The following is a 26635-nucleotide window of genomic DNA, read 5'->3' as shown; positions in this document are numbered from 1 at the left end:
CCGATCAAGGTCGAGCGCGTAGCCCCCTTGGGCAATACCGGCTTGTCTGTGATGTTGTTCGACAAAGCTTGTCTCCACTTTCTGACAACTGCGGATCAGCCCCTCTAACTGCCCGAGTTGCTTGGCTGAACCAGCAAGATCTGCATCCTCCCCGGCACCAATTTGCTTGCGCAGGTCTTCCGCCGCTTGCCGCAAACTGCGAATGGACGCCTCGAGCGACTGCAACAAATCTGCCGTCTGAGAAATCCGCTCTTCCGGGGTAATTAACGTCATGTTTGCCTGTGACCTCATGCGTGAGTTTTCTCCGCACGACAGAAACGAAAAACGGCCGCCGGGTCGCCCCGGGGCCGCTGCCCACTTCTTCTAGCATGACACAACTTATACGCGACACCGCACGTAAAGTCAATGTTCCGCGCAACGGCTCGCAACACCCAACGCACGGAAATCGTTAAATTTTCTTAAGGTTTGGGCTCACAAGATCGGTAAAGGCCCGCGTGTTTTGGTCTGACGCAAAACAAAGTTGCTGCGCGTGTCGCGCACCAGCCCTGATTTCAAAAGCCGCTGCATAATGAAATGCTCCAGATCTTCGGGCGTCTTGGCATAAACCTTAAGGATGAAATCATGATCCCCTGTAATCGAAGCGCACTCAACGATCTGCGGCTCTGTTTCAACTAGGCGCAAGAACGAAGATATACTGTCTTCCTGATGATCCCGCAGCGCCACATGTACATAGGCAATCGCATTCAGACCCACCGCCTTGGCCGTGACCTGCGCGCGATATCCCGAAACCACGCCCGCAGCTTCAAGATCACGAACCCTCCGCCAGCATTGCGATGCGGACAGGCCGGTTCGCTCGGCCAATTCCTGCATCGACAGACGGCCACTGATCTGCAGCTCCTGCAGGATTGAAATGTCCGAGGACTGAAGTGTTTCTTTCACTTTTGGCTCTCTTCTGAATTGTTCATCTCAATTTTGGCGAGATTTCCACGAATTTCAAAGATTTTTCTTGGCACGACACCTCTAGACTCGTTGTAGGAGGATGCCCGAGATGCCCAAATCAACCAAGTACACTGCAAAATGCGCCGATGCGCGGGGTCACATTGACTATTCCGCAGAAGAAGATGCCGTCTGGGCCGATCTCTATGCCGCTCAAGAACCGAACATTCGAAGCTACATGGCCCGCGAATATCTGGATGGGCTTGGCCGCTTGGACCTTCCCAAAACCAAAGTTCCCTCATGTGCTGACATCTCGGACCGACTGCTCGATTTGACCGGCTGGCAGGTTCAACCCGTTCCGGCCTTGATCGGTTTCAAAGAGTTCTTTGGAATGTTGGCCAACAAGGTCTTTCCTGCCGCGTCTTTCATCCGCTCTCGCGAAGATTTCGATTACATCGAAGAACCAGACATTTTTCACGAAATCTTCGGACACACTCCCCTTCTCAGCGACCCGCGCTTTGCGGCGTTCAGTCACGCAATCGGAAAGGCCGGAACACGGGCAGATGCCTCCGACTACACTTGGTTGATCCGCCTCTACTGGTTCTCGATCGAGTTTGGCCTGCGCCGCCAGAACGGGCAAATCAAAGCGCTTGGATCTGGACTTGCATCTTCGCCAACCGAACTGATTTATTCTGTGTCCAGTGATATTCCCGACCGCGATCCGTTTGATGTTCTGACTATTCTGCGAACACCGTATCGGATTGACATGCATCAGATGGGATATTTCGTTCTGGACGACCCCGAAGAACTCTTCGCGGCTGCCGAACGTGATCTTCTCGCCGACGTGCATCAGGCGCGTTCGTTGGGCCTGTTACCAAACAAGTTCCCACTAAAGGCCACGGCTGCCGAATGAAGCATCGAAACCGATTTGCTACCTGCGGTCAAACGGCCACTGGCCGACAGTTCGCACGGTTCATGGCTTGACAATCCTCTCTCGACACCGCATGTGCCCCTCAAACAGCGCTGATGCGTGAGCACAGGCGGGCCTCACCCGCCCCACAGCGCCCTACAAACACTTCTCCAGTTCCCCTTCACGCAGGGTTCTTGATGCGACGGCCAGATAGTACAGGGTGCGCCTGTATATCCCGAGGTCACGCAAAACCCCTGCCGGTTGCGCGGTTGCCGCGCGACCTGTTTCAATTGCGCTTCTGCCAATGCGGCCCGGGGCAAAAAGGATAAACATTGTTCGACTTCGATATGCTGGGCCTGGCGCCCGCGCTGAACGACGCGCTGAAACGCGCAAACTTTTCTGAACCGACCCCGATCCAGAACCAAGCCATTCCATTGGCCCTGAACGGGCATGACATCCTCGGCCTGGCCCAAACGGGAACCGGCAAAACATTGGCCTTTGGCCTGCCTTTGATCGATCACCTCTTGGCCCAACCGGGCAAGCCCGATCCCAAAACCGCCAAGGCCCTGATCCTGGCCCCGACGCGCGAGTTGGTAAACCAGATCGCCGACAGCCTGCGCAATCTGACCAGAAAGACAAAGCTGCGCGTCGCCACGGTTGTGGGCGGCCAATCGATCAACAAACAGATCGCCTTTCTGGCGCGCGGCACAGACATTCTGGTGGCGACCCCCGGTCGTCTGATCGACCTGATGGAGCGTGGAGCCGTAGATCTCGGCGCTGTGCGCCATCTGGTGCTGGACGAGGCCGACCAAATGCTGGACTTGGGATTTATCCACGCACTACGCAGGATCGCGCCTGCTCTGGGAACCCCACGCCAGACCATGTTGTTCTCGGCGACCATGCCCAAGCAGATGGAAGAGCTTAGCCGAGCCTACCTGACCAACCCGCAGCGCGTGCAGGTGTCGCCTCCGGGCAAGGCGGCGGACAAGATCACCCAATCGGTGCATTTTGTCAGCAAGCCGGAAAAACCCCAAAAGCTGCGTGAAATCCTGTCGCAAGATACCGATGCGCTGACCCTCGTCTTCTCCCGCACCAAACACGGGGCCGAGAAGCTGATGAAAGGTCTTGTCGCAGACGGCTACAACGCGGCCTCGATCCATGGCAACAAAAGCCAGGGTCAGCGCGATCGCGCGATCAAGGCCTTCCGCTCCGGTGAAACTACAGTGCTCGTCGCAACAGATGTGGCCGCACGCGGGATCGATATTCCCGGCGTGGCTTACGTGATCAACTATGATCTGCCCGAGGTGCCCGACAATTACGTCCACCGCATCGGGCGCACCGCGCGGGCTGGACGCGAAGGCGAAGCTATTGCCTTCTGCTCCGCAGAAGAGGTTGATCTGCTGCGTCAGATTCAGAAGCTGATGAAAATCGACATCCCCGTCGCCAGCGGAGAAATGCCCGAAGCCGTTCAGGCGGAACGCCCCGGTCGGCGACAAGGCAACAGACGGCGTGGCTTCAAGCCGAAACCTGCCAATGGGACATCAAAGCCGTCGCAATCCAAGCGGCGTCGGCCCCGGCGCAAACCGGCAGCCTGATCCAAACAAAAAAACAGCGCCCCAATCGGCGCTGTTTTTTTCTTCTTTAGCTTAGTTGCCCGAGTTCCGCTCGGCCTCAATCTCGCGCCATTTGGCGACGTTGAGGTTGTGCTCTTGCAATGTCTCAGCAAAAGCGTGGCCACCGGTGCCGTCTGCCACAAAGAAAATGTAGTCCGTGTTGTCCGGGGCCACAGCGGCTTCAAGACTGGCCTGACCCGGATTGGCAATCGGTGTCGGCGGCAAACCGTCGATCTGATAGGTGTTCCAAGGCGTTGGGCGATTCAACTCGCTGCGCCGCAGGCCGCGCCCCAGTGTTCCCTGCCCTTTGGTGACGCCATAGATCACGGTCGGGTCAGTTTGCAGCCGCATACCTTGATTCAAGCGGTTCACAAAGACGCTGGCCACCTGCCCGCGCTCACTGGCAACGGCAGTTTCCTTTTCGATGATCGACGCAAGGATCAACATCTCTTCGGGGCTTTGCAGTGGCAGGCCTTCCTGTCTGTTCTCCCAGGCTGCATTGATACGCAATTGCTGCTTATCCTGCATCGCCTTCAGGATTTCATTCCGGTCCTGCCCGGCAGCGACATCATAGCTGTCAGGTGCCAACGACCCTTCGGCGGGAATCTCAGTCACCTCACCACTCAGCGCTTCAAAACCCTTCAATGCCTCGACCACCTGCCACGAGGTCACACCCTCGGCCAGTGACACACGGTAGCGAGTATCCGCTTCGTTACGTTTCTGGGTATAGGCCTCCGGAGTTTCCTCTTCCGCAGCATCGAATGACGCGATCTCATCGAAATCCAGCGTCGCCGGATTCAGTTCGCGCACCCGGGTCTGGGCACGGGTCACACCGATCCGGTATTCTATCTCAGACCCACAGGTGCTGGCACCGCTGCTGGTGATTTCGTCGATAATCTCCTCCATCGACGCACCTTCGCGCACCAGAAAGCTACCCGCTTTCAGCTGCTGTGACCGGTCGGTATAGTCCGCAGCCATGCGAAAGATCGTGGCACTGCTGATGGCGCCCTGATCCTCTAGCTCACGGCTGACGCGGGTCATGTTCGATCCGCCTGCAACCTGCAGACAGATCGCGGTTTCTAACGGGCCCTCAGCCTTGTACTGGGTCTGGCCCCACAAGATCAGACCGCCCATCAGAAACAGGCCGACCACCAGAATGGTCAGCGCGTTTGATGCAATGGCCCGCCACATTTAACTGACTTTCCCGAAGATCACGCTGGCATTGGTGCCACCAAAACCGAAGGAGTTCGACAGGGCTACGTTGATCGCACGCTCACGTTTCACGTTGGGTGCCAGATCGATGGGCGTTTCGACCGCCGGATTGTCCAGGTTGATCGTCGGCGGGGCAACCTGATCGCGGATCGCAAGGATCGAGAAGATCGCCTCGATCGCGCCCGCCGCACCCAACAGATGGCCTGTGGCAGATTTGGTCGAGGTCATCGTGGCATTCGCAGCGTGATCACCCAATAGGCGCTCAACAGCGCCCAGTTCGATTGTGTCCGCCATGGTCGAGGTGCCATGTGCGTTGATATAGTCCAAATCCTTGGGCTCAAGACCTGCGCTGCGCAGCGCGGCCTTCATCGAACGCTCGGCACCGTCTCCGTCCTCGGACGGTGCAGTGATATGATAGGCGTCACCCGACATGCCATAGCCCAGCACCTCGGCATAAATCTTGGCACCGCGCGCCTTGGCGTGTTCATAGTCTTCCAGCACCACGATGCCCGAACCTTCGCCCATGACAAATCCGTCGCGGTCGATATCATAAGGGCGGCTGGCTTTCTTCGGATCGTCGGCATATTTGGTCGACAGCGCTTTGCACGCGTTAAAACCCGCAATACCAATCTCGCAAATGCAGCCTTCGCCGCCGCCTGCGATCATCACATCCGCATCCCCTGCACGAATGATCCGGCTGGCATCGCCAATTGCATGGGCGCCGGTCGAACAGGCCGTCACAACGGAATGGTTCGGCCCCTTGAACCCAAACCGGATCGACACCTGCCCCGAAGCCAGGTTGATCAGAGCACCTGGAATGAAGAAAGGCGACACGCGACGCGGGCCCTTGTCACGGATCAGATTGGCAGTTTCGGCAATCGAGCCCAGGCCGCCAATCCCGGAGCCAATCAGAACCCCGGTCCGCAGACGATCTTCTTCGTCCTCAGGGGTCCAGCCAGCATCCATACAGGCCATCTCGGCCGCCGCGATGGAATACAGGATAAAGTCTTCGATCTTGCGCTGTTCTTTCGGCGGCATCCAATCGTCAGGATTAAATGTGCCGTTTGTTCCGTCGCCACGGGGAACTTCGCATGCATATGTCGTGGTGACGCCGCTTGCTTCGGCATCAAACAACGTGATGGGGCCTGCGCCGGACTCACCGTCCAGCAGGCGCGACCAGGTTTCTTCGACCCCGCTGGCCAAAGGAGTGACCAATCCCAGACCGGTTACGACGACTCTGCGCATGTAGTGCCTCTTGCCTGCTTGCTGTTATGAGAAACGCTCATACCCCGGCCCGGGGTCCGGGGGCAAGAGCAAGGCGATAATCGGCGCAAGCGACTTACCGCCTTGCCGTCAATCTATGCCGTATTACTGAAACTGCGCTACGGGTTCCCGCGCCGAGGCAGCAACGTCCAGCACATCATGCAGGTCCACGGTCTTACGGAACAGTACCCTACCAACCAGAGCCCCCGCGATGTTGGGTATATAGCTAAGGCGCGAGATATCATCCGCCGTGCGTACAACCCCGCTGGCAATGACCGGTGTACGAGAATGCTGCGCCAACCCGGAAATTAACCCAAGCTGCGCTTCGACATCTTCCACATCGCTGTCAATATCGGTGACGAGAATGGCGGCAAAAGGTGTGCCATCAAACGCGTCGATGAACGCCTCAGGCGTGAACGCACTTTGGCTGCGCCACCCTTCGGTCATGACGAACCCTTTCCAGACATCCACCGCCAGAACGATCTGATCCGGATAGAGTTTCGCCAGTTCCTTGACCAGGTTCGGGTCCCGGGCTGCCAGAGTTCCGATAACGATCCGACCGGCCCCTTTGTCGATCCAGTTTTCAACCTGCTCGCGGGTTCGCATGCCACCCGCCAGTTGCACCGGCATCTCTGCCGTGCGGATCAATTCTTCGACCAGCTCGGAATTGGTATCGCGCCCTTCGATCGCATCGAAATCCGTCAGATGCATCCACTCAGCACCCGCTGTTGACCAGCCGCGCGCCGTTTCAACCGGATTCACATGCCAGATCATTGCCTCATCCAGACGGCCCTTGTCCAGTGTCACACACCGGCCGTTCTGCAATTCCATAGTGGGGTAAATCCTCATGAGCACGCTCCTTCGCTCAATCGCTCTAAAACACAGTGTAGCATAAACGCAGGAATCGCGCCCGTTCGATCGGGATCGGCACAGTTTAGCCGTTTTGCGGCATCTGTAGATATAGGCGAGTTTACGCCCGCGCAGGGGGACCGTCGCGACGCAACAGCTGGACATCTGTGCCATTGAACTGCGCCACGCGCATCCGCGCATATCCAAGCTTTTCGGCCAGTTTCTGCGAGGCCTCATTGGCCGCATTCACCATGGCCACCAACGGGCCGGGCATAATTCGGTCAAACCAGTCATGTGCAGCCAAAGCTGCCTCATATCCCAATCCCTGCCCCTGCGCTTCGGTGGCCAGAACCCAACCTGCTTCGGGACAGGCATCGAAATCCTCACCGAGCCCGCGATTTCCATAGAAAAACCCAGCCTGCCCAATCAGCTTACGATTCGATTGCTGCAGAATACCCCACTGGCCAAAGCCAGCCATCTGCCAATGCCCAGCGTTTCGCAAAAACGAGTCCCAGGATTCTCCACGTGACCGCGGCGAGCCGCCGATATGTTCGACAACGCAAGGATCACGCCAGATTTCGGCAAAGCGCTCAAAATCTTCGGGCCGCATCGCACACAATGTCAGCCGCGCTGTATTGATCATAGGAGTGGATCTTATCATAGCCTGCCCACTTGGAATTATGCCTCAATGGAAACAGTGCTCAGCGAAAGGTGCTGGCGCAAGACAGAATTGAGGGCCGGCAATAAAAAACGGCGCCTCCGTTGCCCGGAAGCGCCGCTTTTGATCAGAAATGAAACGCTTAGGATGCTTCGCTGATGAATTTGACCGCGTCGCCGAAGGTCTGAATGGTCTCGGCTGCGTCATCAGGGATCTCGATGCCGAACTCTTCTTCGAAGGCCATGACCAGTTCAACGGTGTCCAGGCTGTCTGCGCCCAGATCGTCGATGAAGGACGCGTTTTCCGCAACTTTGTCCTCTTCAACACCCAGGTGCTCAACAACGATCTTCTTAACGCGATCTGCGACGTCGCTCATGTCTATTCCTCATTCCTATTCAGGGCGGTTTGCCCGGTTCTGCCCTTGCCCGCTCAGGCTGGCCTTAGTTTGCCCATTCCGGGCGGTTTGGGTCCCGGTGCACCGGGAAAGTAGAAGGCCGATCTGAACAACCGGCCTCTGCATAGATGCGCCGCCTATAACATAGTCGGCGCACAAGGCAAACGCTTTCGCACCTGTCCTGTTATGCGCTCACAACATGGCCATACCGCCATTCACATGCAAGGTGCTTCCCGTGACATAGCCCGCTTCGGGGCTGGCTAGGTAAAGAACCGCCGCCGCGATTTCCTCGGGGTCGCCCATCCGACCAGCCGGAACCTTGAGCAGCAGCCCCTTTTTCTGCTCCTCGGTCAGCTTCTCGGTCATGGCCGTGGTGATAAAGCCTGGGGCCACCGCGTTTACGGTAATACCGCGCGTTGCAACTTCATGCGCCAAGGCCTTGGAAAAGCCGATCATTCCGGCCTTCGACGCTGCATAGTTCGCTTGCCCTGGATTGCCGATCGCAGCAACAACGGACGAGACATTCACGATCCGGCCCCAACGCGCCTTCATCATGCCCCGGATAACGCCTTTGCACAGTTTCATGGTCGAGGTCATGTTTACGTCGATGACGCTCTGCCATTCCTCATCGGACATACGCATAAACAGATTGTCCCGGGTGATCCCAGCGTTGTTGACCAGAATATCCACCGATCCCATGGCCTCGGCTGCCTGTTTCGGCAGCGCCTCTACGGACTCGGGGTCACTCAAGTTGCAAGGCAGAACATGCGCACGCTCGCCCAGCTCATCTGCCAGCGCTTGCAAGGGCTCTACCCGTGTGCCGGACAGGCCAACCGCAGCCCCTGCGCCATGCAGCGCGCGCGCAATGTCACCTCCGATCCCGCCTGACGCGCCCGTGATCAGCGCGTTCTTACCAGTCAAATCAAACATTCTGTTTCCTTCGTGAGGCGCCCTTGCGGGCGCATTCTATGCTTACGATTCGGCGCCAATGGCCTTCTGGACATCGTCAGGTGTGCCAACCGCCTTGCCGGCTATGTCGCGGTTGATCTTGCGCACCATGCCAGACAGCGCCTTGCCTGCACCGATCTCCCAGGTTTCGGTCACCCCTTGTGCCGCCATATACTGCACGCTTTCACGCCAGCGCACGGAACCGGTGACCTGTTCGACCAGCAACTGCCGGATCAGATCAGGGTCCGAGACCGCCTCGGCGCGCACATTGGCGACGAGAGGCACTGCCGGAGCTTTGATCTCAACCGCCGCCAGGGCCTCTGCCATTACATCTGCAGCAGGTTGCATCAGCGCACAGTGAAATGGAGCACTTACAGGCAACAAAATCGCGCGTTTTGCGCCCTTTTCTTTGGCAATCTCTGCCGCACGTTCGACGGCGGCCTTTGCGCCAGACACAACAACCTGGGTCGGATCGTTGTCATTGGCAGCCTGACAAATGTCACCCTGTGCGGCCTCTTCAGCCACGGCGCGTACGCCTTCCAGGTCAAGGCCAAGGATCGCGGCCATCGCGCCTTCGCCCACGGGAACGGCACTTTGCATCGCCTGCCCGCGCTTGCGCAAAAGGCGGGCGGTATCGGCAACCGACAAAGCACCCGCAGCCGCCAGCGCTGAGTATTCCCCCAGCGAATGCCCAGCTACAAAGGCTGCATCGGTGACCGAGACACCCTCAGCCTCCAACGCGCGCATTGCGGCCAGCGAGGTGGCCATCAGCGCGGGTTGAGCGTTCTGCGTCAGCGTGAGATCAGCAATGTCACCTTCCCAGATCAGATGGCTCAGTTTTTCACCCAGTGCGTCGTCGACCTCATCAAAAACGGCTTGGGCGGCCGGATAGGCTTCGGCCAGTGCTTTGCCCATTCCGATGGTCTGGGCACCCTGCCCCGGGAAAACGAACGCGCGTGTCATTGCAACCTCATGGATGACGTTAGGTTGCGGCGGGGTGTAAACTGACAAGGGGCGCGGCACAAGTAGGGTGCATAGCGGCACTGGGTATGTGCGCAAGCTGTTACTTGCACGCACGCCCGGTGGCTTTAGGTTGGACACAGCCAAACAAATCCGGAGTTCCCATCCGATGCCCGCAATTAACACGTTCTCAAGCTATGGCAGTGTCACCAAAGCCTTTCACTGGCTGACCGCTCTGCTGATTTTTACGGCACTGCCTTTGGGATGGTTCGCCAACCAACTGGCCCACGCGATCTATGATCCTTCCATCCCGACCACAGAAGAGGACATCGCCCGCGCCGCCCGGTTGTTCTCACTTCACAAAACCGTCGGGATTACAGTGTTCTTTGTCGCACTGGGGCGCATCCTCTGGGCTGTCACGCAAACCAAACCCGGGCTGCTGAATGCCGAAAACAGGCCAGAAGCCTTCGCCGCCGAGACGGTGCATTGGATGCTCTATGCCTCTCTGGTTGTTGTCCCGCTAACGGGCTGGATACATCACGCCGCTGCCGAAGGATTTGCTCCGATCTTCTGGCCCTTTGGCCAAAATCTGCCCTTTGTCCCCAAATCGCCCTATGTGGCAGAGGTCACAGCCGGGCTGCATTGGCTGTTCATTTGGGTTCTGGCAGGGTCCTTGGCACTGCACATCATGGGCGCTTTGAAACACCATGTAGTTGATAAAGACAGCACCTTGCGTCGCATGTTGCCCGGCCACTCTGACGCCCCAGAGCCCCCTGCCCAACACCACTCCATCCTGCCCGCCTTCGCAGCGCTGTGCATCTGGGGCGCGGTTCTGATCGGCGGCGGGATGATCGGCGTCTTTGCAGATCACTCCAAGGCACATACCGACACGACAGAGCTTGCCGAGGTGCAATCGGACTGGCAGGTGCAAGATGGCACCCTGTCGATCACGATCACGCAGCTAGGCAGCCCGGTCACCGGTAGTTTTGCGGATTGGACAGCAGCCATCGCTTTCGAGGACCTATCTGAGCCCGGCCTGGCCGGATCGGTTGATGTAAATGTATCTATCGGATCGCTTACCCTTGGAACGGTCACGGATCAGGCGATGGGTGCCGATTTCTTTGACAACAACCAGTTTCCAACCGCGCGTTTTGCAGCCGACCTGTATAAAACAGAAACCGGGTACGAGGCCCGCGGCCCCCTGACCATTCGAGACAAGACGCTGGATGTGGTCTTGCCGTTCGACCTGGCACTTCAGGGCAACACCGCAACCGTTGCAGGGCGGCTGGAGCTAAACCGTCTCGATTTCGAAATCGGCGCGACGATGCCAGCCGAGGATTCGCTGGCCTTTGCCGTATCGGTTACGATTGATCTGACCGCGATCCGGGCCGAATAAGCCTACAAAAAACCGCCGGGGCAAAGCCGCCGGCGGTTTCTATTCCAGAGTTAGATCGGATATTAGTCTGCTTTTTGCGCTTCGACCGAGATCTGAACTTCGACTTCATCGCTGACGAACGGGGCGAACTGGCCCAGATCAAATTCGCTGCGGACCAGAGTTGTGGTCGCGTTGAAACCCGCCCAGGGCTTATTTGCCATCGGGTGCTGATCCACTTTGTTCAGCTTCGCATCTAGAACAACCGATTTGGTGACGCCGTTCATGGTCAGATCACCTGTGATATTAGCTGTGCCTTCACCGGTGACTTCAATACCGGTCGAGGTAAAGGTGACCATGTCTCCCTCAGAGGCACCAAAGAAATCTTCGGTCATAAAGTGATCCGAGCGCGCTTCCCAGCCAGTAAACATCGACATCACAGGCATGGAGACCGACACAGTCGAGGCTGCAGGGTTTTCCTGATCAAACATGATCTCGCCCTCAAAGCCCGAGAACATGCCATAGGTGGTCGAAAAACCAAGGTGGTCGTAGCTGAAGAGTACTTGGCTGTGGCTCGGGTCCAGAACGTATTTCTCGGCACTGGCGAACGCTGTGGTCGCCGACAGTGCAAGCGCGGCGGCAAGAAGTGTGGATTTCATGACAGTCTCCGGGTTTATGAACACTATGCAAACTAGCGCGTTTGCTCGGAAACAAAAATGTGCCGCCAAACGGCGGCACACAAGTCATTTTGATTCACAAACTCTGTTCCTTTTTGAACAGAATAAAAATCAGGCGAAAATTGTTACTGTTTGGCTCAATTGCGCTTTGAGCGCTCGGCTAACATCCGCCGATTGCAAGGGCAGCTTCATCAAAAGACTACCATCGACGTCATAGAGTTCCACCTCATCGTCCTCGAAACGGGCTCCACCCAACGTGTCATAGCTGCGGCGCAGTACGGTCTGTGGGCGACCGTTTTCATTCTTTTGCAGAATGCGCACTTCGCGGCGGATGGGATCAAAATAGGCGTCTGGACGCGGGTCCATCAACTCGATCGTCAGCAGGCTGACCCCGATAATCAGGAACAACATGGATGCAGCCAGTTTGATCGGCCAGACCTCAGCGCCAATCACCGACCCCGGCATCAGCCACATGGAAAAGGCAGAGACGATCAGAAACGCGCCAACAACCCGCGCTAGAATGATCCGCGCCTGCCAGTTCGCCTTGAACGCGATCTTGACCGGCACCGAATGCTCAAAGCTCGCGCTGGGGGTCTGCTTGGTAAGTGTGTTTGTGTTCATCGCGGTCATAACATATTCACCCTGAATAGGTTGCCTTTCTCGGCTAACTGTCCGGCTCATCTCCGGTTTGGTAAACAACCTTGAGCCGAAAAGCGTCAGGAATTGGGCGCAGCAAAGGAAATTGGGCGACTTCACCAAGGCATCTATGGCAGGTCTTGCCCCGCGCGCTGAAACGTGTATATCGGGCCATCCTTCGCACTACGTATGAATCGCGCAGCCTCTCGTGGCAGGGTCGCGAAGGACCAGATGGCCCCGCCTTTGAAATGCGCCTTGATATAAACAGGAGTGAACATGCCACTGTATGAGCATGTAATGATCGCGCGTCAGGATCTGTCCAACGCGCAGGCAGAAAGCCTTGTCGAACACTTCGGCACCGTTCTGGCTGACAACGGCGGCAACGTCGTCGACAGCGAGTACTGGGGCGTTAAGACGATGGCCTACAAGATCAACAAGAACCGCAAGGGTCACTACTCTTTCCTGAAAACCGACGCGCCCGCGGGCGCCGTTCAGGAAATGGAGCGCCTGATGCGCCTGCATGATGACGTGATGCGCGTTCTGACCATCAAGGTTGACGGTCACGAAGACGGCCCGTCGGTTCAGATGCAGAAGCGTGACGAACGTGGCGACCGCCGCGAGCGTCGTTGATCACCGCCTGAGGAAAGGACACTAAACCATGGCCGCAAAACCATTTTTCCGCCGCCGCAAGGTCTGCCCGTTCTCGGGTGAGAACGCGCCGAAAATCGACTACAAAGACACCCGTCTTCTGCAGCGCTACATCTCTGAGCGTGGCAAGATCGTACCTTCGCGCATCACTGCCGTTTCGGCGAAAAAGCAGCGTGAACTGGCCCGTGCTATCAAGCGCGCCCGCTTCCTCGCCCTGCTACCCTACGCCGTGAAGTAAGGAGAGACTGACATGCAAGTTATCCTGCTGGAACGCGTTGCGAAACTGGGTCAGATGGGCGACGTCGTTGACGTCAAGCCCGGCTACGCCCGCAACTTCCTGCTGCCCCAGGGCAAAGCGCTGAGCGCGTCCGAGTCGAACATCGCCTCGTTCGAAGCGCGCAAGGCGCAGCTTGAAGCGCACAACTTGGAAACCAAGAAAGAAGCTGAAGCACTGGCTGAAAAGCTGGACGGTCAGCAGTTCATCGTGATTCGCTCGGCCTCGGATGCTGGCGCTCTGTACGGCTCGGTCACCCCGCGTGACGCCGCAGACGCTGCGACTCAGGCTGGGTTCACAGTCGACAAGAAACAGATCGCCCTGATCGCACCGATCAAGGAACTGGGTCTGCACTCGCTGGCAGTCAAACTGCACCCCGAGGTCGAAGTTGAGATCAAGATGAACGTCGCCCGTTCGGAAGAAGAAGCCGAACTGCAGGCGTCGGGCAAATCGATCCAGGAACTGGCCGCTGAAGAAGAAGCCGCTGCTGAATTCGAGATCGCAGAACTGTTCGACGACATCGGTTCCGCCGCTTCGGATGATGACGAGCTGGTTTCTGACACAGCACCCGCTGCTGAAGAAGACGAAGCAAAAGCCTGATCAGGCCACGCTGAACGCAACAAAGGGCTGCGCCTTCCGCGCGGCCCTTTTTTAATTTCCAACCAGCAAAATTCGGCCCAAATTCACGGATATGGTTGCGACACCCAATGCGATCCATATCATCGCGCTTCTGAGCTTGGAGTACATAAATGGCAGTCTTCTCCCGCCGTGGCCTCATCACGTTGATCGCAATCTCGGCTCTAAACGCATGTAGCGGCGCCGAGGTATCGCGAAACGACACCGAAGCGTTCGATCCTCCGCTCTACCCCAATGAAACGCCAGAACTGCGTGCATCGATCAACAATTGGGCCGATCATTACGACCTGCCCCGCGAACTCGTGCACAAGCTGGCGATCCGTGAAAGTACGCACAGACCGTGGGCTGTAAACCGACCGTATTACGGACTGTTGCAGATTCTGCCGGCCACAGCGCGCTCAATGGGCTATCAGGGCGACGCTCAGGGCCTATTGGACGCAGATACCAATCTGGAGTTCGCAGGGAAGTACCTACGGGGCGCATGGCTGCTATCCGATGGTGACCAGCAACGGGCGATTTTCCTGTACGCCAAAGGCTTCTATCCCGAAGCAAAAGCGCGCGGAATGCTGGTTGAAACAGGCCTGAGACCTGGCCCCTGACACCATACCAAATCCAGGACAACGCCTGTGGATTTGGAATTTGGTTATAGTGATATAAATGTTCTAGTCTACGCAAGTAATACTCAAATGTGCAGACAATTGGCACCTCGCCTTGTCATATTCCCGAAAGTATGTTGTCCTTTCCGATGTGAGGTAATTTGGGTTCCGCTCTAAGTTTACTACTGGTCCGAAGACACCATCGGGCCTGTGGGATGGGCCGCAGTTGGTAGACGCCGCATGGAAATTGTTGATCTGAGCACTCTGCCGGATGCAGAAACTCGGTATACCGAGTTTCTGAAACAAGTGTGCGAAAAGCATGATATGGATCATGCCGCCTATGCAGGCATGAACCCTGCGTCTGGTACGGTTGCGGGCTTTGTAACTTATGATGATGCTTGGACCGAACATTACCAGAACCAGGGTCTGATCATGATCGACCCCACGATCCACATGGCCCGTCGCAGTATCGCACCCGTGGATTGGAGCCGGTTGGAACGCGGCCCTGAATTCCAGCGCATGTTCAATGATGCCAGTGAATTTGGCATATCAAACCAAGGTGTTACGATACCAGTCCGGGGGCCGTTCGGGGATATCGGATTGCTAAGCGCCTCGCGCGACTGCAGCAAGGAAGAGTGGCGCAAGCTCTACACCCATGTGATTGGCGACTTGCAATCCATGGCTGTACATATCCACGACCATGTCGTGTCTTCTGATGAGATTACAAGCGCGCTCTATCATCCCAACCTTTCGACACGTGAAGTCGAGATCCTGCAATGGGTTGCAGCGGGGAAATCGCAACAGGATATCGGCGATATCCTGTCGATTTCGCATCGCACGGTTGAGGTTCATCTGCGATCCAGCCGCGAGAAACTCAGCGCATTGACAACGCCACAAGCGGTTGGTCGCGCTATCGCCATCGGCCTCATTACGCCTAGTTAACCACAAAAAACCCCAAATTCTGCCAAAATACGGGAAACCCCCAATAGAAAACCCCCGGCAAAACGGTAACGTCTAGTTTACCGAACAACCACTCGAAGGGGGAAAAAATGATTGTTGTTGTTGATGGGCTGAACAGACACCTGTTCGGCGAAGTTCTCGACGAAATGTATGAACTGCGTGCGCGCGTTTTCGGCGGGCGCCTTGGATGGGACGTAAAGATCGAAGACGGGAAAGAGATTGACGAATTCGATCATCTGGACCCGGCATATGTGATCGGACTCGACGACGGGGGGAATGTCGTCGCAGCCGTGCGTGCCCTACAGACCACCGGACCTCACATGCTGGCTGATGTTTTCTCAGCCATTCTCGACGGAGAGGCTCCGATCCGTAGCGCGAGAATGTGGGAATCCACACGCTTCTGTGTCGACACTCAAAGGCTCAGCCGCGGGAAAGAGAAAAACTCGGTCTCTTATGCGACCTGCGAATTGATGATTGGCTCGCTTGAATACGCCAAGAATGCTGGCATGGAAGACATCATCACTGTGATCGATCCGGTCATGGACCGGGTTCTGAAACGCTCGAATTGCGCGCCTTACGACTATGTGGGCAAAACCGTTCCGATGGGCAAAGTGTCGGCTCTGGCCGCACTGCTGGATTGTACTGACGAACGTATCCAAGGCATTCGCGAATTCGCCGGTATCCACGAGGACGTGTTCCTGAAAGAAGAAGAGGCGCTGGCCCTGTTCAACTCGAAAAAAGCCATCGAGAAGCAACCCGCGAACCGCGATCACAAACCGCTCACGGATCTTGAGAAATACTTTGTTGAGCAGATGAGCGCAGCGCGCACCGAAGAGGAACGTCAAGATGTTCTTCGGTTGATTGAGACGCTGACCGATACCTTCACGCCAGAGCAAAGACATGCTCTGCTAGATACCCCCCGTGCTTTTGCTCATGAGGCCTGACCCCCTCACCTCATAATACAAAAGCCACCCACGCGGAGCCGCCCTATTCAAAGGCGGCTCCGCTCTATTTCAGCCCCCCACAAAAAGGGGGAAGAGGATTATTCCTCTTCCAGTGCCTCAACGGCTTTTTGCAGATCGTCCTTGCTGACTTCTTTGTCCGCAACTGTGGCCAGTTCGAACACGTAGTCGACAACCTTGTCTTCGAAGATCGGCGCGCGCAGCTGCTGCTGCATCTGAGCGTTCTGCTGAACGAACTCAAAGAACTGACGTTCCTGACCCGGGTACTGACGCGCCTGGTTCATGATCGCCTGAGTCATCTCCGCATCGGTCACCTCAACCTCGGCTTTCTGGCCCAGCTCGGCCAGCAACAGGCCCAGACGCACGCGGCGTTCGGCCAGCTTGTTGTGCTCGTCGGTCGGCTCAATCTCGCCATGGTCGTGGCCTTCCACATCCGGGTTTTCTTCGTGGAACAGCTGATGCGCGATCTGCTTGGCCTCGGCCTCAACTAGCGACGGGGGCAGGTCAAACGAGACTTTCTCGTCCAGCACATCCAGCAGGCCGCGCTTCATAACAGCGCGCGAGGCGCCAGCATATTCAGCTTCCAGACGTTCAGAGATCTGACCTTTCAGCGCGTCCAGATCTTCGGCACCGAATTTCTTGGCCAGCTCGTCATTCAGTTCAGCGGCAACCGGTTCTTTCACTTCTTTGATTGTGCAGCTGAAAACCGCATCTTTACCGGCCAGGTGTTCCGCACCGTATTCCTCGGGGAAAGTGACGTTCACGTCCTTTTCTTCTTCGGCCTTCACGCCGACCAGCTGCTCTTCGAAACCCGGGATAAAGCTGTTCGAGCCCAGAACCAGCGGGTAGTCCTCGGCCGAGCCGCCTTCGAACTCTTCGCCATCGACCTTACCGACAAAGTCGAACACGATCTGATCGCCGTCCTTGGCTTTCGAACCCTTGCGGCGCGCTTTGAAGTCCTGCGCGGTTTCCGCCAGGTTGTTCAGCGCTTCTTCGACCGCTGCATCATCGGCTTTGACAACCAGCTTTTCCAGCTCGACCGACTTCAGGTCAACCTCGGGAATCGCTGGCAGGGCTTCGTAAGACATCGCAACTTCGACATCGTCGCCTTCTTTCCAGTCCTCGTTGGTCATCTTGACCTCGGGCTGCAACGCTGGGCGCTCACCGCTGTCCTCAAAGTGCTTGTTCATCGCACCGTCGATGGTTTCCTGCATGGCTTCACCCAACAGACGCTGGCCAAACTGCTTCTTCAGCAGCGCCATCGGCACCTTGCCTTTGCGGAAACCTTTCATTTCGACCTCGGGCTGCGCTTCGGTCAGTTTTTCGTTGACCTTATCGTCCAGCTCAGCTGCGGTCACAACGATGTTGTAGCCGCGTTTCAGACCTTCGTTCAGCGTCTCGGTAACCTGCATTATGGTAGTCCCCATAGGATTCGGGGCGCGCAACACGGGCGCGCCGGGCAAATTTGACGCCTTCTATTTGCACAGCCGCCCGCGTGCAAGGGGTCAAAGGCCCGATCACCCCGGTTTTAGGGTGTCTGCAACGAAAAAACGCTCAGTATCAAAGCGGGGCCAGTGCATTCCTTCAGAACGTGCTTTTAGAACCGCCAGCGCGCGCCCAAAACCCAAGCCGCATTCTTGTCGAACGAAGTCCCGTCATCAAAATCGTGATTGCGGTATTTCAGGTAGGCATCGGTATTGATGCTGTCGATCCGCTGAACCACAGCGATCCCCCAGGCCTGGGTACTAGAGCCATCGGTCTCGAAGTCCGAGCCGTCATAGTAGTCAATACCGAGACCGGTTTTTCCCCAGGCTATCCAATCGCCTTCATATGACAGCTTTCCATACCAGAAGCTGGGGTCCGAGACGCCAGCCTCATCTTCATCCCGGGTACCAGCCGCGAATGTAACGCCTAACCCGCTGGGCAACAGAACCGACGCGGATCCGATCGTATCCTTGCGGTCCCCGGAATTGTCATCACGCGACCGCACGGCATAGGCCAGCGCGGCTTTGACTTCAGCGCCGCCAGCAAAGGTGGATTGATATCCAAGGCTGATATCGTAGTAGTCATCATCATCACTGCTGGACAGAATGTTCTGGCCATAGGCGATGGCGGCTGAAAACCCGTTGAAATCTGGCGTGTCATAGCGAATGCGGCCGCGCCGGGACCCATCGAAGTTGCTGCTACTGTCTCCGATTGTGATGTCACTCAGAACGCCATCAGTGCCACGATAGAAGAAGCTGGAATTCTCATCATTGGTAAAGGAATAAAGCGCCGTACCGACATAGGTCAGGTCCACCTCAGCCGCCCCGTCCGAGGCCATGCTGCCCTGTCCGGCCGAGAATTTGCCCCATCCCCCTTTCAGCGCGAAATCCACATGTCGGATATCCTCACGCGACCACCCATCGCTGTTGGTGCCGAACTGATCAGCTGATGCCGATCCGGGCAAACCTAACCCGGTTTCAAACCGGAACGTGAATTCGTTGGTCCCGAAGGGCTGCATCAGACGCAGGCCAACCCGGCTGTTGGACAGATCATTGTCCAGCACGCGGGTTTCGGTTTCCTGCCCATCGTCGACCGAGATCAGCGCCGGGTTGAACTGACCATACAGTTCGACATAACCGCCACTGTTGTTTTCATACTTCAATTCGGCGATTGCCGAGGTCGCAGTGGCTGTGACCACAATGGCGGCAGCGGATGTTGGTTTGAAATAAGAGTTCATATCAATCACCATCAATGGCTTAGGTTTTGGTACTGCCCAGACAATCACAAAAACATGTGTTTCCGGTGATGAGGGTTCCGGGTCGCCCGCCGTCGATTCAGCTGCCAAATCCCACAGATGTGGGCATAAATATTTTTTTGATCACTAGCTTGGAATTGCGTGGTGTCTCTTTTGATCCACCAAGGCAAGTTTGCACCTTTGCGGTGGCTCATGCAAATCCCAGGCATCACCCAGCGATCGGCGACACTATAAAACCGTTATTTCTTGGCGATCACGGCCAAAACCCGCTAATTGCCTTCACGTCTCCAGTGTCCGAAACACGGCCGGCAGTTGCTCAGGCAAGTCCTCGGCGATCAGGCCCGGCCCGAACTGTCGGGCACATTCCACATGAAGCCAGGCTGCGCTTTCAGCAGCCTGCATCGGGCCGAAACCGCGTGCAAGCAAACCAGTGATAAACCCGGCCAAGACATCGCCTGACCCAGCTGTTGCCAGCCAAGGGGCCCCGCGTTCATAAACCGCGGCATTGATAGAACATTGCCCGTCCGGGTTTGCGATCACCGTGTCTGGTCCTTTAAACAGCACAATGCACCCTGCCCGTTGAGCGGCCTCTCGCGTCGCATCAACCTTGGAATAGGCCGGACCTTTGATTGGCACAGCGTTTAGTTTTTCCGAGATGTCCGGAAACAAACGCGCAAACTCGCCCCCATGAGGGGTCAGTACACAGTTCTTGTGCAGTTGCGCGAACAGTGCAGCGGGGTCATCTCCAAAAGCGGTCAAAGCATCCGCGTCCAAAACCGTTGCGCGCCTAGCCTCCAAGGCAACCGGCACGAGTTCGCGCGCACGTTCTAAACCTAGACCGGGGCCAAGACACAAAGCGTTAAGCCGTTCGTCCAGCAACACCTCGGACAACCCATCTGCACCTTCAACCCGCTGCAACATGATCGCCGTGACTTGCGTCGCAACCTCCATCTGCGCCGAGGGAGGTACACCCAGCGTCACCAGCCCTGCCCCGATCCGCAAAGCCCCCCGCGCCACCAACCGGGCTGCGCCTGTTTTGCCGGGACCGCCGGACAGGATCAGTGCATGGCCGTGGGAGTATTTGTGAGACGACGCAGACTTGGTGAGCTCTCGAGTTTCTGAAGACACATCGCAATCCGAGTCCAGATCGATTTCGATCAACTGCACTGGATCAGAAGCTCTCTCAAACAATCCTTTTCTTTCAAGACCAATGGATTTGACGACGACTTTTCCGCAAACATCAGGCCCCATTCCAAGAACATGGCCATCCTTTAATGCGTGAAACGAAACGGTCAATTCTGCACGATAACTGTGACCAATTTGCTTTCCGCTATCCGAACACAAGCCCGAAGGAACATCGACTGCCACCCGTTTGACATTCTCATGAGAGATCAGGTTTTGCATAAGTAAATCAAACTCGAAAGTGCTTTTGGAAAGCGGCTTTGAAAGTCCGGTACCGAACACAGCATCCACGAAAACCGTTGGAACCTCTGCCTTCGAAAAAACATCGATCAGCTTAAGGCAAGTATCAGTTGGCAACTTTGATGGGGGATTTGCCTCTCCGATGCTTATCCACCGCTCATAGTTCATCCGCGCATCCGGTGGCAATTTAAGGGGATCGCCATACAGAAAAACCTCAACCTCCCATCCCCGCTCTCGCAACAACCGCGCGACAACAAACCCGTCACCGCCATTGTTCCCCGGCCCACACAACACCACGGCACGCAGGGGATCCTCTTCATCTGGCCCCAAATATCCCGGGGAGCTCGAGGGGCTGGCCCCTCGATCCGTCAACTCCGGCCATTCCTCAAAGATCGCCTCAACAACGCCCTGCCCGGCACGCTCCATCAACTCCAGCCCGGTGACTTTACCGGACTCGATGGCCGCCTGTTCAATCGCCCGCATCTGCGCCGCCGTCAGCAATTCCACCATCCCGAACCCTCATGCGATTCAATTGTGATTACTTTTTGTGCAAGTTGCACAAAACTTAACCCGCCGCCAAGATTCCATCCATCCGAAACAAGCCAAATCCGCAATCACATTGCCCCCCCGATTTAGACGTGATCACTGCGGGTCTGACAACCATGCGAGGTGAGCCGGGATGAAAAAGATCGAAGCGATCATCAAGCCGTTCAAACTGGACGAAGTGAAAGAGGCATTGCAGGACGTCGGCGTCCAGGGCCTCAGCGTGATCGAGGTTAAGGGCTTTGGCCGCCAGAAAGGTCACACGGAACTGTACCGTGGTGCTGAATATGTGGTCGACTTCCTGCCCAAAGTGAAGGTCGAGGTGGTGCTGGACGACGATCAGGTCGACGCCGCCATCGAAGCCATCGTTTCGGCCGCAAAAACCGACAAGATCGGCGACGGTAAGATCTTTGTCTCACCCGTTGAACAAGCCATCCGCATCCGTACCGGCGAAACCGGCTCGGACGCGCTGTAACACACCCATCTTCAAACCAGAGGAATAGATAGTATGAGCAAGGACGCAGTTCTTCAGCTGATCCGCGATGAAGACGCAGAATATGTCGACATCCGCTTTACCGACCCGCGCGGCAAACTTCAGCACGTGACCGTTATGGCCGATCAGGTTGACGAAGACTTCCTCGAAGAAGGCTTCATGTTCGACGGGTCGTCCATCGCGGGCTGGAAATCAATCGAAGCATCTGACATGAAACTGATGCCCGATACTGACAGCGCTTATGTCGATCCGTTCTATGCGGAAAAGACCATTTGCCTGCACTGCTCGGTTGTAGAGCCCGACACTGGTGAAGCGTATGAGCGCGACCCGCGTGGCACCGCTGAAAAAGCCGAAGCCTACCTGAAGTCTTCGGGCATCGGTGATGTGGCCTATATGGGGCCCGAGGCCGAATTCTTCCTGTTTGACGATGTCCGCTTCTCGAACAGCATCAACAAGGTGTCCTACGAAGTGGATGCCACCGACGCGTCCTGGAACACCGACACCGAGTACGAAATGGGCAACATGGGCCATCGTCCGGGCGTCAAGGGTGGTTACTTCCCGGTAAACCCGATTGATGAAAGCCAGGACCTGCGGTCGGAAATGCTGTCGACCATGAAACGTCTGGGCATGAAGGTCGACAAGCATCATCACGAGGTTGCCTCGTGCCAGCACGAGCTGGGTCTGATCTTTGACAGCCTGACCAAGCAAGCCGACGAGCTGCAGAAGTACAAGTATGTCATCCACAACGTAGCTCACGCCTACGGCAAATCGGCAACCTTCATGCCGAAGCCCATCGCAGGTGACAACGGCACCGGCATGCACGTGAACATGTCGATCTGGAAAGACGGCAAGCCGCTGTTCGCAGGCGACAAATACGCCGATCTGTCGGACGAAGCGCTGTACTTCATCGGCGGTGTTCTGAAGCACGCCAAGACCCTGAACGCCTTCACCAACCCGTCGACCAACAGCTACAAGCGTCTGATCCCGGGTTTTGAGGCCCCGGTTCTGCGCGCCTACTCGGCCCGCAACCGTTCGGGTTGTGTCCGTATTCCGTGGACCGAAAGCCCGAAAGCCAAGCGCGTCGAGGCCCGCTTCCCGGATCCGGCTGCGAACCCCTACCTGGCGTTTGCTGCGCTGCTGATGGCTGGTCTGGACGGCATCAAGAACAAGATCGATCCGGGCGAGGCCATGGATAAGAACTTGTACGATCTGCCTGCCGAAGAACTGGCCGACATCCCAACCGTTTGCGGTTCGCTGCGCGAGGCTCTGGAAGCTCTGGCATCCGATCACGACTTCCTTCTGCAGGGCGACGTGTTCACCAAGGACCAGATCGACGGCTACATCGCACTGAAGATGGAAGAGGTCGAAACCTACGAGCACACACCGCACCCGGTAGAATACGGCATGTACTACAGCTGCTGATCCGGCACTGGGTTACATCTATCTGCAAGGGCGTCCATTCGGGCGCCCTTGTTTCGTTTGTCGTGATCTTTCAAACTGGCCGCCAAAACAGGTTGGGAGAGAGCATATGTCATCCGATGACCCGTTCGCGCAATTCACGGATTATGTGACCTCGGCAGAACAGCTGGAAGGCATCTCCGGCGTGCCATTGCCTCAGATCATCGCAAAGGAATTGCCGGCTCTGGATCAGATGTGCAGGGACTTCGTCGACAGGTCCACCTTCTGCTTGATCGCATCTGCCAATCCGGACGGGTATCTTGATATCTCGCCGCGTGGCGACCCCGAAGGGTTCGTGCACGTCATCTCTGACAACTTTCTTGCCATCCCTGACCGCCCCGGCAACAAGCGCGTCGATACCTTTCACAACGTTCTGAAAGACCCACGCGTCAGTGTGATCTTCTTTGTCCCCGGAAAGATCGAGACGCTGCGCCTTCGCGGCACGGCGCGTATCTGTGCGGATGAGACGCTGTTGGGGACCATGGCCGTCAACAGCAAAGCGCCCAAACTGGCGCTGCTGGTCCATGTCGAAACCGCCTTTGCCCACTGCCCCAAATGCGTCATCCGCGCCAACCTCTGGCAGCCGGAGAACTGGCCAGACTCCTCGGAGCTGCCGAACATGAACGCGATGATGGTCAAACACGCCAAGATCGGCAAAACGCCTGATGAATGGTTCGAAGACCTCAAGCAAGCAGGCGAGTTGGACCTGTATTAACGCCTTTGACAGGGGACGGTTGGCGTTTAGCCTTGATGCAGATTGTACAAAGGAATTGACTTGATGTTGCGCATTCTAAGCCTCACGCTCGCCCTGTCTGCACCGACGCTTGGCCTTGCGGCCCCTTGCGGAAATACCAATGCCGGGTTCGACGATTGGAAAGCCGATTTCGCCAAAGAGGCCAGAAAGGCAGGAGTGAAAAAGAAGGGCCTTCAAGCGCTGGCACAGACGCAATACGCCACAAGAACCATCGCGGCGGACCGGAACCAGAAGAGTTTCAGATATTCGCTGGACAAATTCATGCGTGTGCGCGGCGCAGACGCGATTGTTGCCCAAGGGCGCAAACGCAAAGCGCGGAACCCGCAGTTTTACGCTGCGCTTGAACAGCAATACGGCGTGCCAGCAGGCGTTCTGATTGCCATCCACGGCATGGAAACCGGCTTTGGCAATTTCATGGGCGACAGCCAAGTCGTGTCAGCAATAACCACTCTGGCCTATGATTGTCGCCGATCCGAGTTCTTCGTTCCCCATGCAATTGGGGCACTGAAACTGGTCGATCAGGGCAGTATCACGATGGCGACAAAAGGGGCAAAACATGGCGAGCTGGGCCATACCCAGTTCCTGCCAGGCAATGCTCTGAAATACGGTGTGGATGCCACTGGGGATCGCCGCGTGGATTTTTACAACCTGACGGATGCAATGGCCTCAACCGCCAATTTCCTGCGCAAAAAAGGGTGGAAACCGGGGCGCGGCTATCAGCCGGGGCAGCCCAATTTCGCTGTTATCGAACAGTGGAACGCGGCCACGGTTTATCAGCAATCCATCGCCATCATGGCCGCCCGAATCGACCAATAGCCCAGTCATGTGCGCAACACGTGATTTACGCAATTTCGCCACAATGTCGCCACAGCGGTCGCAAAAACCCCTTATTTTATTGGTTTCCAAAGCGTAATCAATCATTGGATTTTTCGATTTTTTTGCACTTTTCGTCAAATTCTACCCAAAAACGGTTGTTAACCTTTCATTTGCAACGAAAGCGACAAAGGAAACTCCCGTGGCTCAGAACCGCAGTTATCATGGCGGCCTGCAATTCGATGGCGACGCCGATGGCGCAATCGAACGGTTTAGTTCGATCGTCGCGACAACACTTCAGGATTACGGTCACCTGATCGAGCGCAAAGCGATGCTGAATCACACAGAGGCCAGCATCGTCTCAAGCCAGTATCTGGTGCGCCTGACGCTTAAGCGCGAGGCCGCGAACGCGGACACCCATCACGACCGCCTGGATCGGGTGGTGGGGTTGAAAACAGCGCCGCGTCGCCGCATTGCCACGCGCCCGCAGAACAGGATGCAGATCACTGTCTCGCCGGTCTCTCCTGTACTGGACGATCCGGAGATTTCAGAGCTGATGCTGGCGGTCATGCTATATCGCATGGTCGATATCTGCTCGACCCGTCGCGTCGAATGGCTGTCGCCGCGTACTGTTTTGACGCTCGAACAGTTCATGAGTGCGTTTGACACTCTGGCGCCCGGAAAATCCCGAGACAGAAAACAGATTTTCCAATCAATATCCGGCCAATTCGCGGGTGTGGATATACCCGAGCCCGACGAACAGATCGCGGTCTCGAACCCGTCTGCCCGCCCGATCCAGCTGACCGATGACCAGCTACTGAGCATCGCGTTTCGCGCGGATGAGACGCTGGAGCCGCCATCAAACGAAAACAAACCTTTTGAGCAGATCCAAGACAATACCGAAGACGAAGACCGCCCAAGCGACATCCTGCGGCTCAGCAGTTGGTGTGTAACGGGCGTGATTGCCAGCGTTTCCATGCCCATCGCCTGTTCGATGGCAGCCGTTAATCTGATCCGGGGTGAAGACTTCCGGCTAAACACGCAGGTTCTGGTCTTTTCCTTTGCCATCGTAGCGCTCAATGCCAGCAATGCCTTTGCCGACGTGGCCAACGTCCTGGGCATGTAACCGAATTACCGAAGACCCTCCTTGGAGGCCCCGCCGTCAGGCGGGGTTTTCCATTTTTGGCAGGCTGTCTGCGGCCAGAACATAGGTGTGGATCGAAAACACAACTGCCCCGGTGCGCGGCAAACGCAGCAAGGTTTGGCGCTCGCTACGTAGGTACGAGGTTGTCCCCTCCTCGGGCTTTTCACGCGGGGTACTGGCGCTGCGCGGCTGGTAAAGCTCGGGGTCTTCATACCAAAGCGCATTGAAGCGCCACAGCGGGCGGTCAGGCTTTATCCCATCAAACAGACGCTGCACGCGCCGCGCAATGTTGTCATCATAGCTGTCAACGGGGATATGAATATCCACCAAAGGCCGCATGAATTTTTCCGACAGGCGCCAGCTGGCCGGAAAGCACAGAATCGCACCTGTTAGAACGTGTTCGTTCCCATGCTTTTGAAGGATGCAGAAATCCTCTTGCACCAACAGGCAGAGCGTATCCATCGGTCGTGCCGTATCAATTTCAACGCGCACCCCGTCAGGCCGTACTACGTGATCAGTTGCACCGGGGTAAGCCGTTGCCAGAACCAGCGCCAACAACTCCTGCGCGGCCTCTTCTGCCTGCGGGTCCAGCGCCAGCACATCGTCACGACGTTCACTCAGCAGCGCCGCGCGTCTATTCATCTGCGCCGCAAAGGCATCATCCTGATACAGCCAATCCTGCATCTGTGTCGGCTGGATGCCCGGCAAGGCGCGTAAGTCCGTCGGATCGTAAGGAATTTTCTTTTGCAGGATCACGCTCATGA

General features: G+C 56.7%; 28 protein-coding genes. 14 read left to right on the top strand and 14 right to left on the bottom strand.

The window, feature by feature from the left end; translation table 11 throughout:
- Window positions 1-471: 471 nt before the first annotated feature.
- Entirely contained in the window at window positions 472-939 is a 468-nt protein-coding gene (locus ACR0EL_RS01255; RefSeq protein ID WP_480497529.1) for an Lrp/AsnC family transcriptional regulator, read from the bottom strand.
- 109 nt (window positions 940-1048) lie between these two features.
- On the opposite strand from ACR0EL_RS01255, the gene phhA reads away from it, so the two are divergent.
- Complete coding sequence (gene phhA, locus ACR0EL_RS01250) at window positions 1049-1849, top strand: phenylalanine 4-monooxygenase (RefSeq protein WP_480497527.1); 801 nt, start codon at window positions 1049-1051, stop codon at window positions 1847-1849.
- Between the two features lie 329 nt (window positions 1850-2178).
- On the top strand, window positions 2179-3441 hold the full coding sequence (locus ACR0EL_RS01245; protein WP_480497525.1) for a DEAD/DEAH box helicase: 1263 nt from the start codon (window positions 2179-2181) through the stop codon (window positions 3439-3441).
- Window positions 3442-3492: 51 nt separating this feature from the next.
- Here ACR0EL_RS01245 and mltG read toward each other — a convergent pair whose 3' ends face one another.
- From mltG to fabD, 7 genes are all read right to left on the bottom strand, one after another.
- Entirely contained in the window at window positions 3493-4650 is a 1158-nt protein-coding gene (gene mltG / locus ACR0EL_RS01240; RefSeq protein ID WP_480497523.1) for an endolytic transglycosylase MltG, read from the bottom strand.
- Complete coding sequence (gene fabF, locus ACR0EL_RS01235; RefSeq protein WP_480497521.1) at window positions 4651-5916, bottom strand: beta-ketoacyl-ACP synthase II; 1266 nt, start codon at window positions 5914-5916, stop codon at window positions 4651-4653.
- Between the two features lie 123 nt (window positions 5917-6039).
- Window positions 6040-6783 carry a 1-(5-phosphoribosyl)-5-[(5-phosphoribosylamino)methylideneamino]imidazole-4-carboxamide isomerase gene (locus tag ACR0EL_RS01230; RefSeq protein ID WP_480497519.1) on the bottom strand — a complete coding sequence of 248 codons (744 nt, stop codon included), beginning with the start codon at window positions 6781-6783 and terminating at the stop codon, window positions 6040-6042.
- Between the two features lie 121 nt (window positions 6784-6904).
- The gene (locus ACR0EL_RS01225; RefSeq protein ID WP_480497517.1) at window positions 6905-7444 is read right to left on the bottom strand and encodes a GNAT family N-acetyltransferase; all 540 of its coding nucleotides are present in this window, start codon (window positions 7442-7444) and stop codon (window positions 6905-6907) included.
- Window positions 7445-7583: 139 nt separating this feature from the next.
- Window positions 7584-7817: an acyl carrier protein gene (locus ACR0EL_RS01220; RefSeq protein WP_008756330.1), complete on the bottom strand. Its 234-nt coding sequence runs from the start codon at window positions 7815-7817 to the stop codon at window positions 7584-7586.
- Between the two features lie 210 nt (window positions 7818-8027).
- Window positions 8028-8765 (bottom strand): 3-oxoacyl-[acyl-carrier-protein] reductase, encoded by a 738-nt coding sequence (fabG, locus tag ACR0EL_RS01215; RefSeq protein WP_170530597.1) that lies wholly within the window; start codon window positions 8763-8765, stop codon window positions 8028-8030.
- A 42-nt stretch (window positions 8766-8807) separates the two neighbouring features.
- Window positions 8808-9746, bottom strand: coding sequence for an ACP S-malonyltransferase (fabD, locus tag ACR0EL_RS01210; RefSeq protein ID WP_480497515.1), 939 nt, complete (start codon window positions 9744-9746; stop codon window positions 8808-8810).
- A 166-nt stretch (window positions 9747-9912) separates the two neighbouring features.
- Here fabD and ACR0EL_RS01205 point away from each other — a divergent pair, with 166 nt between their 5' ends.
- Window positions 9913-11139, top strand: coding sequence for a cytochrome b/b6 domain-containing protein (locus ACR0EL_RS01205; protein ID WP_480497513.1), 1227 nt, complete (start codon window positions 9913-9915; stop codon window positions 11137-11139).
- Window positions 11140-11201: 62 nt separating this feature from the next.
- Here the strand turns inward: ACR0EL_RS01205 and ACR0EL_RS01200 are convergent, their stop codons facing one another.
- A complete protein-coding gene (locus tag ACR0EL_RS01200; RefSeq protein ID WP_480497511.1) occupies window positions 11202-11774 on the bottom strand; it encodes a YceI family protein in 573 nt (190 codons plus the stop codon).
- A 129-nt stretch (window positions 11775-11903) separates the two neighbouring features.
- Complete coding sequence (locus ACR0EL_RS01195; protein WP_353006459.1) at window positions 11904-12422, bottom strand: hypothetical protein; 519 nt, start codon at window positions 12420-12422, stop codon at window positions 11904-11906.
- 282 nt (window positions 12423-12704) lie between these two features.
- Between ACR0EL_RS01195 and rpsF the strand changes: the two genes are divergently transcribed.
- The 6 genes from rpsF to ACR0EL_RS01165 all read left to right on the top strand — a co-directional run bounded on the left by rpsF (window position 12705) and on the right by ACR0EL_RS01165 (window position 16486).
- Window positions 12705-13058 carry a 30S ribosomal protein S6 gene (gene rpsF / locus ACR0EL_RS01190; RefSeq protein ID WP_480497509.1) on the top strand — a complete coding sequence of 118 codons (354 nt, stop codon included), beginning with the start codon at window positions 12705-12707 and terminating at the stop codon, window positions 13056-13058.
- A 28-nt stretch (window positions 13059-13086) separates the two neighbouring features.
- A complete protein-coding gene (rpsR, locus tag ACR0EL_RS01185) occupies window positions 13087-13314 on the top strand; it encodes a 30S ribosomal protein S18 (RefSeq protein ID WP_005608650.1) in 228 nt (75 codons plus the stop codon).
- A 12-nt stretch (window positions 13315-13326) separates the two neighbouring features.
- On the top strand, window positions 13327-13950 hold the full coding sequence (rplI, locus tag ACR0EL_RS01180) for a 50S ribosomal protein L9 (protein WP_353006455.1): 624 nt from the start codon (window positions 13327-13329) through the stop codon (window positions 13948-13950).
- 149 nt (window positions 13951-14099) lie between these two features.
- Entirely contained in the window at window positions 14100-14585 is a 486-nt protein-coding gene (locus tag ACR0EL_RS01175; RefSeq protein WP_353006452.1) for a lytic transglycosylase domain-containing protein, read from the top strand.
- Window positions 14586-14822: 237 nt separating this feature from the next.
- The gene (locus tag ACR0EL_RS01170) at window positions 14823-15524 is read left to right on the top strand and encodes a LuxR family transcriptional regulator (RefSeq protein WP_480497506.1); all 702 of its coding nucleotides are present in this window, start codon (window positions 14823-14825) and stop codon (window positions 15522-15524) included.
- Between the two features lie 107 nt (window positions 15525-15631).
- Window positions 15632-16486, top strand: coding sequence for an acyl-homoserine-lactone synthase (locus ACR0EL_RS01165; RefSeq protein ID WP_480497505.1), 855 nt, complete (start codon window positions 15632-15634; stop codon window positions 16484-16486).
- 98 nt (window positions 16487-16584) lie between these two features.
- On the opposite strand, the gene tig is transcribed toward ACR0EL_RS01165, so the two are convergent.
- The 3 genes from tig to ACR0EL_RS01150 all read right to left on the bottom strand — a co-directional run bounded on the left by tig (window position 16585) and on the right by ACR0EL_RS01150 (window position 21176).
- Entirely contained in the window at window positions 16585-17916 is a 1332-nt protein-coding gene (gene tig, locus ACR0EL_RS01160) for a trigger factor (protein ID WP_480497503.1), read from the bottom strand.
- A gap of 185 nt (window positions 17917-18101) precedes the next feature.
- On the bottom strand, window positions 18102-19226 hold the full coding sequence (locus ACR0EL_RS01155) for a porin (protein ID WP_480497501.1): 1125 nt from the start codon (window positions 19224-19226) through the stop codon (window positions 18102-18104).
- A gap of 297 nt (window positions 19227-19523) precedes the next feature.
- Window positions 19524-21176, bottom strand: a complete 1653-nt coding sequence (locus ACR0EL_RS01150; RefSeq protein ID WP_480497499.1) for an NAD(P)H-hydrate dehydratase — start codon at window positions 21174-21176, stop codon at window positions 19524-19526.
- Between the two features lie 169 nt (window positions 21177-21345).
- On the opposite strand from ACR0EL_RS01150, the gene ACR0EL_RS01145 reads away from it, so the two are divergent.
- From ACR0EL_RS01145 to ACR0EL_RS01125, 5 genes are all read left to right on the top strand, one after another.
- Window positions 21346-21684, top strand: a complete 339-nt coding sequence (locus ACR0EL_RS01145; RefSeq protein ID WP_050602105.1) for a P-II family nitrogen regulator — start codon at window positions 21346-21348, stop codon at window positions 21682-21684.
- 33 nt (window positions 21685-21717) lie between these two features.
- Window positions 21718-23124, top strand: coding sequence for a type I glutamate--ammonia ligase (gene glnA / locus ACR0EL_RS01140; RefSeq protein ID WP_170530610.1), 1407 nt, complete (start codon window positions 21718-21720; stop codon window positions 23122-23124).
- Between the two features lie 106 nt (window positions 23125-23230).
- On the top strand, window positions 23231-23875 hold the full coding sequence (locus tag ACR0EL_RS01135; protein ID WP_480497496.1) for an MSMEG_1061 family FMN-dependent PPOX-type flavoprotein: 645 nt from the start codon (window positions 23231-23233) through the stop codon (window positions 23873-23875).
- Window positions 23876-23938: 63 nt separating this feature from the next.
- Entirely contained in the window at window positions 23939-24730 is a 792-nt protein-coding gene (locus ACR0EL_RS01130) for a lytic murein transglycosylase (protein ID WP_480497495.1), read from the top strand.
- Between the two features lie 199 nt (window positions 24731-24929).
- The gene (locus ACR0EL_RS01125; protein ID WP_480497493.1) at window positions 24930-25853 is read left to right on the top strand and encodes a hypothetical protein; all 924 of its coding nucleotides are present in this window, start codon (window positions 24930-24932) and stop codon (window positions 25851-25853) included.
- 36 nt (window positions 25854-25889) lie between these two features.
- On the opposite strand, the gene ACR0EL_RS01120 is transcribed toward ACR0EL_RS01125, so the two are convergent.
- A complete protein-coding gene (locus tag ACR0EL_RS01120) occupies window positions 25890-26633 on the bottom strand; it encodes a heme-dependent oxidative N-demethylase family protein (protein WP_480497491.1) in 744 nt (247 codons plus the stop codon).
- Window positions 26634-26635 lie beyond the last annotated feature (2 nt).

The sequence above is a fragment of the Ruegeria sp. AH12 genome, assembly GCF_056541465.1.
The sequence above is the reverse complement of the archived record's forward strand: the minus strand, read 5'-3'. Positions and strand labels throughout refer to the sequence as shown.

Coding starts and splice junctions, on each gene's coding strand:
- glnA (WP_170530610.1), top strand. CDS start 21,718: ATGAGCAAGGACGCAGTTCTTCAGCTGATCCGCGATGAAGACGCAGAA.
- phhA (WP_480497527.1), top strand. CDS start 1,049: ATGCCCAAATCAACCAAGTACACTGCAAAATGCGCCGATGCGCGGGGT.
- ACR0EL_RS01195 (WP_353006459.1), bottom strand. CDS start 12,422: ATGACCGCGATGAACACAAACACACTTACCAAGCAGACCCCCAGCGCG.
- ACR0EL_RS01165 (WP_480497505.1), top strand. CDS start 15,632: ATGATTGTTGTTGTTGATGGGCTGAACAGACACCTGTTCGGCGAAGTT.
- ACR0EL_RS01135 (WP_480497496.1), top strand. CDS start 23,231: ATGTCATCCGATGACCCGTTCGCGCAATTCACGGATTATGTGACCTCG.
- fabD (WP_480497515.1), bottom strand. CDS start 9,746: ATGACACGCGCGTTCGTTTTCCCGGGGCAGGGTGCCCAGACCATCGGA.
- ACR0EL_RS01175 (WP_353006452.1), top strand. CDS start 14,100: ATGGCAGTCTTCTCCCGCCGTGGCCTCATCACGTTGATCGCAATCTCG.
- rplI (WP_353006455.1), top strand. CDS start 13,327: ATGCAAGTTATCCTGCTGGAACGCGTTGCGAAACTGGGTCAGATGGGC.
- ACR0EL_RS01205 (WP_480497513.1), top strand. CDS start 9,913: ATGCCCGCAATTAACACGTTCTCAAGCTATGGCAGTGTCACCAAAGCC.
- fabG (WP_170530597.1), bottom strand. CDS start 8,765: ATGTTTGATTTGACTGGTAAGAACGCGCTGATCACGGGCGCGTCAGGC.
- ACR0EL_RS01230 (WP_480497519.1), bottom strand. CDS start 6,783: ATGAGGATTTACCCCACTATGGAATTGCAGAACGGCCGGTGTGTGACA.
- ACR0EL_RS01225 (WP_480497517.1), bottom strand. CDS start 7,444: ATGATAAGATCCACTCCTATGATCAATACAGCGCGGCTGACATTGTGT.
- rpsR (WP_005608650.1), top strand. CDS start 13,087: ATGGCCGCAAAACCATTTTTCCGCCGCCGCAAGGTCTGCCCGTTCTCG.
- ACR0EL_RS01155 (WP_480497501.1), bottom strand. CDS start 19,226: ATGAACTCTTATTTCAAACCAACATCCGCTGCCGCCATTGTGGTCACA.
- ACR0EL_RS01170 (WP_480497506.1), top strand. CDS start 14,823: ATGGAAATTGTTGATCTGAGCACTCTGCCGGATGCAGAAACTCGGTAT.
- rpsF (WP_480497509.1), top strand. CDS start 12,705: ATGCCACTGTATGAGCATGTAATGATCGCGCGTCAGGATCTGTCCAAC.
- ACR0EL_RS01200 (WP_480497511.1), bottom strand. CDS start 11,774: ATGAAATCCACACTTCTTGCCGCCGCGCTTGCACTGTCGGCGACCACA.
- ACR0EL_RS01120 (WP_480497491.1), bottom strand. CDS start 26,633: ATGAGCGTGATCCTGCAAAAGAAAATTCCTTACGATCCGACGGACTTA.
- ACR0EL_RS01130 (WP_480497495.1), top strand. CDS start 23,939: ATGTTGCGCATTCTAAGCCTCACGCTCGCCCTGTCTGCACCGACGCTT.
- ACR0EL_RS01150 (WP_480497499.1), bottom strand. CDS start 21,176: ATGGTGGAATTGCTGACGGCGGCGCAGATGCGGGCGATTGAACAGGCG.
- mltG (WP_480497523.1), bottom strand. CDS start 4,650: ATGTGGCGGGCCATTGCATCAAACGCGCTGACCATTCTGGTGGTCGGC.
- ACR0EL_RS01220 (WP_008756330.1), bottom strand. CDS start 7,817: ATGAGCGACGTCGCAGATCGCGTTAAGAAGATCGTTGTTGAGCACCTG.
- fabF (WP_480497521.1), bottom strand. CDS start 5,916: ATGCGCAGAGTCGTCGTAACCGGTCTGGGATTGGTCACTCCTTTGGCC.
- ACR0EL_RS01145 (WP_050602105.1), top strand. CDS start 21,346: ATGAAAAAGATCGAAGCGATCATCAAGCCGTTCAAACTGGACGAAGTG.
- tig (WP_480497503.1), bottom strand. CDS start 17,916: ATGCAGGTTACCGAGACGCTGAACGAAGGTCTGAAACGCGGCTACAAC.